We start from the raw sequence: 6,032 nt of genomic DNA on the forward strand, positions 1-6,032 counted from the left end.
GTAGGTTCATTCCGGTCGGCAGCAAAGGTCGGCATATGGACGCTGATCACTCGAAAAAAGTCAGTCGGCTTCGGCCAGTAATTTGCTGGCGGCGGCGCCGACCTTGCGCACCGCCTCTTCGATCTGCGGTGTCGGTTTGGCAGCGTAGTTCATCCGCAGGCAATTGCGGTATTTGCCCGAGGCGGAAAAGATGCTGCCGACGGCAATCTGTACGCCCTGGTCGTGCAGCGCCCGATTCAGTTTCAGCGTATCGAAACCTTCCGGCAGTTCGACCCACAACATGAAGCTGCCCTGTGGACGGCTGGCGCGGGTGCCGACAGGAAAGTAGCGGGTCACCCAGTCGATCATGACGTCGCGATTACGCTGGTATTGTGAGCGCATCCGCCGTAAATGCGGTTCGAAGTACCCGGATTTGAGAAATTCGGCAATCGCGATCTGCGGCTGCGGCGCAGTGGAGCCGGTGCTGATGTATTTCATGTGCAGCACCCGTTCCAGATAGCGGCCCGGCGCGACCCAGCCAATGCGCAATCCCGGCGCCAAGGTCTTGGAAAACGAACTGCACAGCAACACGCGGCCGTCCTCGTCGAAGGACTTGATCGTGCGTGGACGCGGGTAGGTATAGGCCAGTTCGCCGTACACATCGTCCTCGATGATCGCCACGTCGAAGCGCTGCGCGAGGTTGAGCAGCGCGCGTTTGCGCGACTCCGGCATGATGTAGCCCAGTGGGTTATTGCAGTTGGGCGTGATCTGGATGACCTTGATCGGCCATTGTTCCAGCGCCAGTTCCAGTGCTTCGAGGCTGATGCCGGTCAGCGGATCGGTGGGGATTTCCAGGGCTTTCATGCCCAGGCCCTTGAGCGTCTGCATGGCGCCGTGAAAGCTCGGCGAATCCACCGCGACGATGTCGCCGGGCTCGCAGATCGCGTGGATGCTGGTGGACAGCGCTTCGTGGCAACCGGTGGTGATGACCAGGTCGCTGGCGCTTAACTGGCAACCGGAATCGAGCATCAGCCGGGCGATCTGTTCGCGCAGTTCGAGGGTGCCGTGGATGTTGTCGTAATACAGACCGGGCATGTCCTGGCGCCGACTGATTCGCGCCAGTCCGCGCAACAGCGGTTTCATGGTGGGCGTGGTCACATCGGGCATGCCGCGCCCCAGTTGCACGACGTCCTTGCGGGGCACCGCACGAATCAGCTCCAGCACCTGATCCCACTGCGAAATCTCCACCGGCCGCTGCGCCGGACGGCCGACCGCCGGCAGCTCCGGCAGCTCGCGTCCGACCGGTACAAAGTAGCCGGACTTGGGCTTCGGCGACGCCAGACCACTGTCTTCGAGCATGCGATAAGCCTGCTGCACCGTGCTGAGACTGACGCCATGTTCTACGCTCAAGGCGCGCACCGACGGCAATCGGTCACCCGGACGGTAGAAACCTTGTTCGATGCGCGTGCCGAGCAGCTCGGCGAGATTCACATAAAGCGTCATGGCAGGTGCCTCGATGCAGGAGTTTCGTTAAACCAGTACAGATGCGACGAAAATCGACAATTCAGTGGCAGAAACGGCAAATCTGTATGGAGTTAATACAGATCGGTTGAATCTGTAATGCTTTTGCCGGCCCGCGCATCATGGAATCTCTGGCGACCCAAGTAAACAGGAGCGACAAAAATGAACGGCTTGAGCGATGTGCGGCTGACGTTACACAGTCAGGAACTGGTGACAGGGCAGGAGGACGGTGCATGGAATACGGCCCTGCGCAACGCGCCGTCCGGCCTCAGTCGCTGGGGCCTGTTCTGGCATCGTCTGCACACGCGCAAGGCGTTGCTGGCGCTTACACCCGAGCAGCTCAAGGATGTCGGGCTGACCCGGGAGCAGGCGCAGGAGGAGGGGTTGAAGCCGTTCTGGCGGATCTGAGATCTGTATTGTTCTTTCGGGCCTCATCGCTGGCAAGCCAGCTCCCACAGTATTTTTGGTGTTCACAATATTTGTATTCGCCGCAAAAACCTGTGGGAGCTGGCTTGCCAGCGATGGCGGCTTCAAGGGCGCAGCAAAAACCTCAGACCAGCTCTTTGAGCCGATGCCACAACATCCCCAGCGCCAGCAACGGCGAGCGCAAATGCTTGCCGCCCGGGAAGGTGATGTGCGGCACCTTGGCAAACAGATCGAACCCGCCACTGTGCTGGCCGCTGATTGCCTCGGCCAGCAGCTTGCCGGCCAGGTGCGTGGCATTCACCCCGTGCCCGGAGTACGCCTGAGCGTAATACACGTTCGGCTGATCATTGAGCCGGCCAATCTGCGGCAAGCGGTTGGCGCCGATGCCGATCATTCCGCCCCACTGATAGTCGATCTTCACCCCGGCCAGTTGCGGAAACACGTCGAGCATCTTCGGCCGCATGTAGGCGCCGATGTCCTTTGGATCGCGTCCCGAGTAATGGCAGGCACCGCCGAACAGCAGGCGCCGATCCGCCGAGAGCCGGTAGTAATCCAGCGCCACCCGCTGGTCGCAGACCGCCATGTTTTGCGGCAGCAGGGCGTGCGCCTGTGCCTCGCTCAACGGTTCGGTGGCGATGATGTAGCTGCCGGCGGGCAGGACTTTGCCACTGAGTTGTGGATTGAGGTCATTCAGATAAGCGTTGCAGCCCAGTACCAGTGTCTTGGCGCGCACCGAGCCTTGCGCCGTGTGCACCTTCACTTCGAGGCCGTAGTCGATGCGAGTGACGGCCGACTGTTCAAACAGTTTGACGCCCAGTTGTTGCGCGGCAGCGGCTTCGCCCAGCGCCAGGTTCAGCGGGTGCAAATGTCCCGAACCCATGTCGATCAAGCCGCCGACATAACGCTTGGAGCCGACCACGGTGTGCATCTGGTCGGCTTGCAGCAAGCGGGTTTCGTAGCGATAACCGAGGCCGCGCAGTTCATCGGCATCTTCGGCAAAGCCTTCGAGGTCGGCAGGTTTGTTGGCGAGGTCGCAGTAGCCCCAGGTCAGGTCGCACTGGATCTGGAAACGCTCGACGCGCTGGCGAACGATTTCCACCGCTTCCAGGCCCATGAGTTTCATCTGGCGTACGCCGTCGGCACCGATGACGTTGGTGAACTGATCGAGGCCGTGGCCGACCCCGCGAATCAGCTGCCCGCCGTTACGGCCGCTGGCACCCCAGCCGATCCGGTGCGCTTCCAGCAACACCACGCTGAGGCCGCGTTCGGCCAGTTCCAGCGCGGTGTTCAGTCCCGAGAAGCCGCCGCCGACCACGCAGACGTCCGCTACCACCTCACCTTGCAACTGCGGATGATCAGGCTGTGGCAGGCTGCTGGCGGCGTAATAAGAGGCAACGTGTGGTTGGCTCGCGGTGATGTGGGCGCGGGCGATCATGGGCGTCATCCAACGGCTGAGTGTCGAGAAAATTTGACGGAGGATAAGCCGCACGCCCGAAATTGGGCAACATTGGTCGGCCTGCGGTGTCTGGATCAGGGCTTTTGCGGCACAATCGTCGCCTATTTCCCGTCGGTCACCGCTTCGATGAGCTGCAACAGCCAGAAAATCCGTACCCTGCGTCAGCAGATCCCCTCGTTCGACTGTGTGCCGGGCTGCCATGACTGTTGCGGGCCGGTGACCACCTCGCCGGAAGAAATGGCCCGCCTGCCGCGCAAGACCCGCGCCGAGCAGGATGCGGCGCTGGAAGCACTGAACTGCGTACACCTGGGGCCGAATGGCTGCACGGTGTATGAAGAGCGGCCACTGATCTGCCGGTTGTTCGGCACCACCAAAACGCTGCCGTGCCCGAACGGGCGAGGGCCGGTGGAGCTGATTCATCCGCGGGTTGAAAAGCAGATCTTCGAGTACATGGCTTCGAATCGGCAGGTGCTGGTCTAACGGGGTGGCACTCTGAACCGAGTCGGCGCCATCGCTGGCAAGCCAGCTCCCACAATGAGTGCGGGCGTTCACAAAATCCCTCGCTCGCCGCCGAACCTGTGGCAGCTGGCTTGCCAGCGATAGGGCCGGGTCAGGCCCAATACACCTCAATCCGGAATCGGCAGGCTCAGGCTCTCTTTCACCTCTTCCATCACGATGTAGCTCTTCGATTCGCGCACATGCGGCAGCTTCAACAGAATGTCGCCGAGCAACTTGCGGTAAGACGCCATCTCGGAAATCCGCGCCTTTACCAGATAGTCGAAATCCCCTGACACCAGGTGACACTCCAGCACGTGCGGCAATTTCAGCACCGCGCGTCGGAACTCTTCGAAAGTGTCGCCGGATTTGTAGTCGAGGCTGATCTCGACGAACACCAGCAGGCTACCCTTCAAATGTTGCGGATTCAGCCGGGCGTTGTAGCCCATGATGATCCCTTCGCGCTCCAGACGTCGCACCCGCTCCGTACACGGCGTGGTGGACAGACCGACCTTCTCCCCGAGTTCGGTAAACGATATCCGCCCGTCCGCCTGCAGGATCCGCAAGATGTTGCGGTCGATCTTGTCCAGCTCACGTTTGGTCTGAGTGTTGGTACGCATAGGGGATGCGCCTCCGTGAAAAGGGTTTTTGCCGAGAATTGTCGCCAAATATAGGCGCTTATACAGTGAAAAGCACTGGCCAATCTTTTTTACACTGCGCGCATCATTGCTCTAACAACAGACGTACGCGGCCCTGCCGCGATGAGGGATACAAAAATGCGCGTAATGGTCTTGGGTAGCGGCGTCATCGGTACCGCCAGTGCTTACTATCTGGCCCGTGCCGGGTTTGAAGTGGTGGTGGTCGACCGGCAGCCAGCCGTCGCCATGGAGACCAGTTTCGCCAACGCCGGCCAGGTGTCGCCGGGTTACGCCTCGCCGTGGGCCGCACCGGGCGTGCCGCTCAAGGCGATCAAGTGGTTGCTGCAACGCCACGCCCCTCTCGCGATCAAGGCCACCGCTGACATTGACCAGTACCTGTGGATGGCGCAGATGCTGCGCAACTGCACCGCCAGCCGTTACGCGGTGAACAAGGAGCGCATGGTGCGTCTGTCCGAGTACAGCCGCGACTGCCTCGACGAACTGCGTGCGGAAACCGGCATCGCCTATGAAGGCCGCAGCCTCGGCACTACGCAACTGTTCCGCACCCAGGCGCAGCTCGATGGCGCCGCCAAAGACATCGCCGTGCTGAAAGAGTCCGGCGTGCCGTTTGAAGTCCTCGACCGCGCCGGCATTGCCCGCGTCGAACCGGCCCTGGCCAATGTCACCGACATCCTCGCCGGCGCCCTGCGTCTGCCGAACGACCAGACCGGCGACTGCCAGATGTTCACCACCCGCCTCGCCGAAATGGCGGTGAAACTGGGTGTGGAATTCCGCTTTGGCCAGGACATCCAGAAGCTCGACTACGCCGGTGACCGCATCAACGGCGTGTGGATCGACGGCAAGCTGGAAACCGCCGACCGCTACGTGCTGGCCCTCGGCAGCTACTCGCCGCAACTACTCAAGCCGCTGGGCATCAAGGCCCCGGTGTATCCGCTCAAGGGTTACTCGCTGACCGTGCCGATCACTAACCCGGACATGGCTCCGACTTCGACCATTCTCGACGAGACCTACAAGGTCGCGATCACCCGTTTCGACAACCGCATCCGCGTGGGCGGCATGGCCGAGATCGCCGGTTTTGACCTGTCGCTGAACCCGCGTCGGCGCGAAACTCTGGAGATGATCGTCAACGACCTTTATCCTCAGGGCGGCAATCTGGCCGAGGCGAGCTTCTGGACCGGCCTGCGTCCGACCACCCCGGACGGCACGCCGATCGTTGGCGCCACGCCGTTCAAGAACCTGTTCCTCAACACCGGTCACGGCACCCTGGGTTGGACCATGGCGTGCGGCTCCGGTCGTTTGCTCGCCGATCTGATGGCGAAGAAAAAGCCGCAGATCAGCGCCGAAGGCCTCGATATTTCCCGTTACGGCAACAAGCCTCAGGAGTCCGCAAAACATGGCAATCCAGCGCCAGCTCACCAATGAGCGCATGAGTCAGATCGTCACCCACAACGGCATCGTGTATCTGGCCGGACAGGTCGGCGATGACTTCAACGCCG

At 61.5% G+C, this 6,032-nt stretch carries 6 protein-coding genes and 1 pseudogene; 4 read left to right on the top strand and 3 right to left on the bottom strand.

Features of this window, described 5'->3' with window-relative positions:
- Positions 1–60: 60 nt before the first annotated feature.
- Entirely contained in the window at positions 61–1,482 is a 1,422-nt protein-coding gene (locus DBR24_RS17260; protein WP_128615342.1) for a PLP-dependent aminotransferase family protein, read from the bottom strand.
- A 180-nt stretch (positions 1,483–1,662) separates the two neighbouring features.
- Here DBR24_RS17260 and DBR24_RS17265 point away from each other — a divergent pair, with 180 nt between their 5' ends.
- The gene (locus tag DBR24_RS17265; RefSeq protein WP_123469834.1) at positions 1,663–1,908 is read left to right on the top strand and encodes a DUF1127 domain-containing protein; all 246 of its coding nucleotides are present in this window, start codon (positions 1,663–1,665) and stop codon (positions 1,906–1,908) included.
- A gap of 142 nt (positions 1,909–2,050) precedes the next feature.
- On the opposite strand, the gene DBR24_RS17270 is transcribed toward DBR24_RS17265, so the two are convergent.
- Complete coding sequence (locus DBR24_RS17270) at positions 2,051–3,361, bottom strand: FAD-binding oxidoreductase (RefSeq protein ID WP_128615343.1); 1,311 nt, start codon at positions 3,359–3,361, stop codon at positions 2,051–2,053.
- Between the two features lie 147 nt (positions 3,362–3,508).
- On the opposite strand from DBR24_RS17270, the gene DBR24_RS17275 reads away from it, so the two are divergent.
- Positions 3,509–3,862: a YkgJ family cysteine cluster protein gene (locus tag DBR24_RS17275; protein WP_123470310.1), complete on the top strand. Its 354-nt coding sequence runs from the start codon at positions 3,509–3,511 to the stop codon at positions 3,860–3,862.
- Between the two features lie 146 nt (positions 3,863–4,008).
- On the opposite strand, the gene DBR24_RS17280 is transcribed toward DBR24_RS17275, so the two are convergent.
- Positions 4,009–4,497, bottom strand: coding sequence for an Lrp/AsnC ligand binding domain-containing protein (locus DBR24_RS17280; RefSeq protein ID WP_003177284.1), 489 nt, complete (start codon positions 4,495–4,497; stop codon positions 4,009–4,011).
- Positions 4,498–4,653: 156 nt separating this feature from the next.
- On the opposite strand from DBR24_RS17280, the gene dadA reads away from it, so the two are divergent.
- On the top strand, positions 4,654–5,958 hold the full coding sequence (gene dadA, locus DBR24_RS17285; protein WP_123469830.1) for a D-amino acid dehydrogenase: 1,305 nt from the start codon (positions 4,654–4,656) through the stop codon (positions 5,956–5,958).
- Positions 5,930–6,032, top strand: a pseudogene (locus DBR24_RS32575) (RidA family protein); the annotation flags it as partial. The gene dadA and the pseudogene DBR24_RS32575, both read left to right, overlap by 29 nt.

The organism is Pseudomonas sp. HMWF006, assembly GCF_003061205.1.
GTDB lineage: Bacteria > Pseudomonadota > Gammaproteobacteria > Pseudomonadales > Pseudomonadaceae > Aquipseudomonas > Aquipseudomonas monsensis.

What these genes read in the sequence shown, in the direction of transcription:
- DBR24_RS17265 (WP_123469834.1), top strand. Translation starts at nt 1,663, where the DNA reads ATGAACGGCTTGAGCGATGTGCGGCTGACGTTACACAGTCAGGAACTG.
- DBR24_RS17280 (WP_003177284.1), bottom strand. Translation starts at nt 4,497, where the DNA reads ATGCGTACCAACACTCAGACCAAACGTGAGCTGGACAAGATCGACCGC.
- DBR24_RS17260 (WP_128615342.1), bottom strand. Translation starts at nt 1,482, where the DNA reads ATGACGCTTTATGTGAATCTCGCCGAGCTGCTCGGCACGCGCATCGAA.
- DBR24_RS17270 (WP_128615343.1), bottom strand. Translation starts at nt 3,361, where the DNA reads ATGATCGCCCGCGCCCACATCACCGCGAGCCAACCACACGTTGCCTCT.
- dadA (WP_123469830.1), top strand. Translation starts at nt 4,654, where the DNA reads ATGCGCGTAATGGTCTTGGGTAGCGGCGTCATCGGTACCGCCAGTGCT.
- DBR24_RS17275 (WP_123470310.1), top strand. Translation starts at nt 3,509, where the DNA reads ATGAGCTGCAACAGCCAGAAAATCCGTACCCTGCGTCAGCAGATCCCC.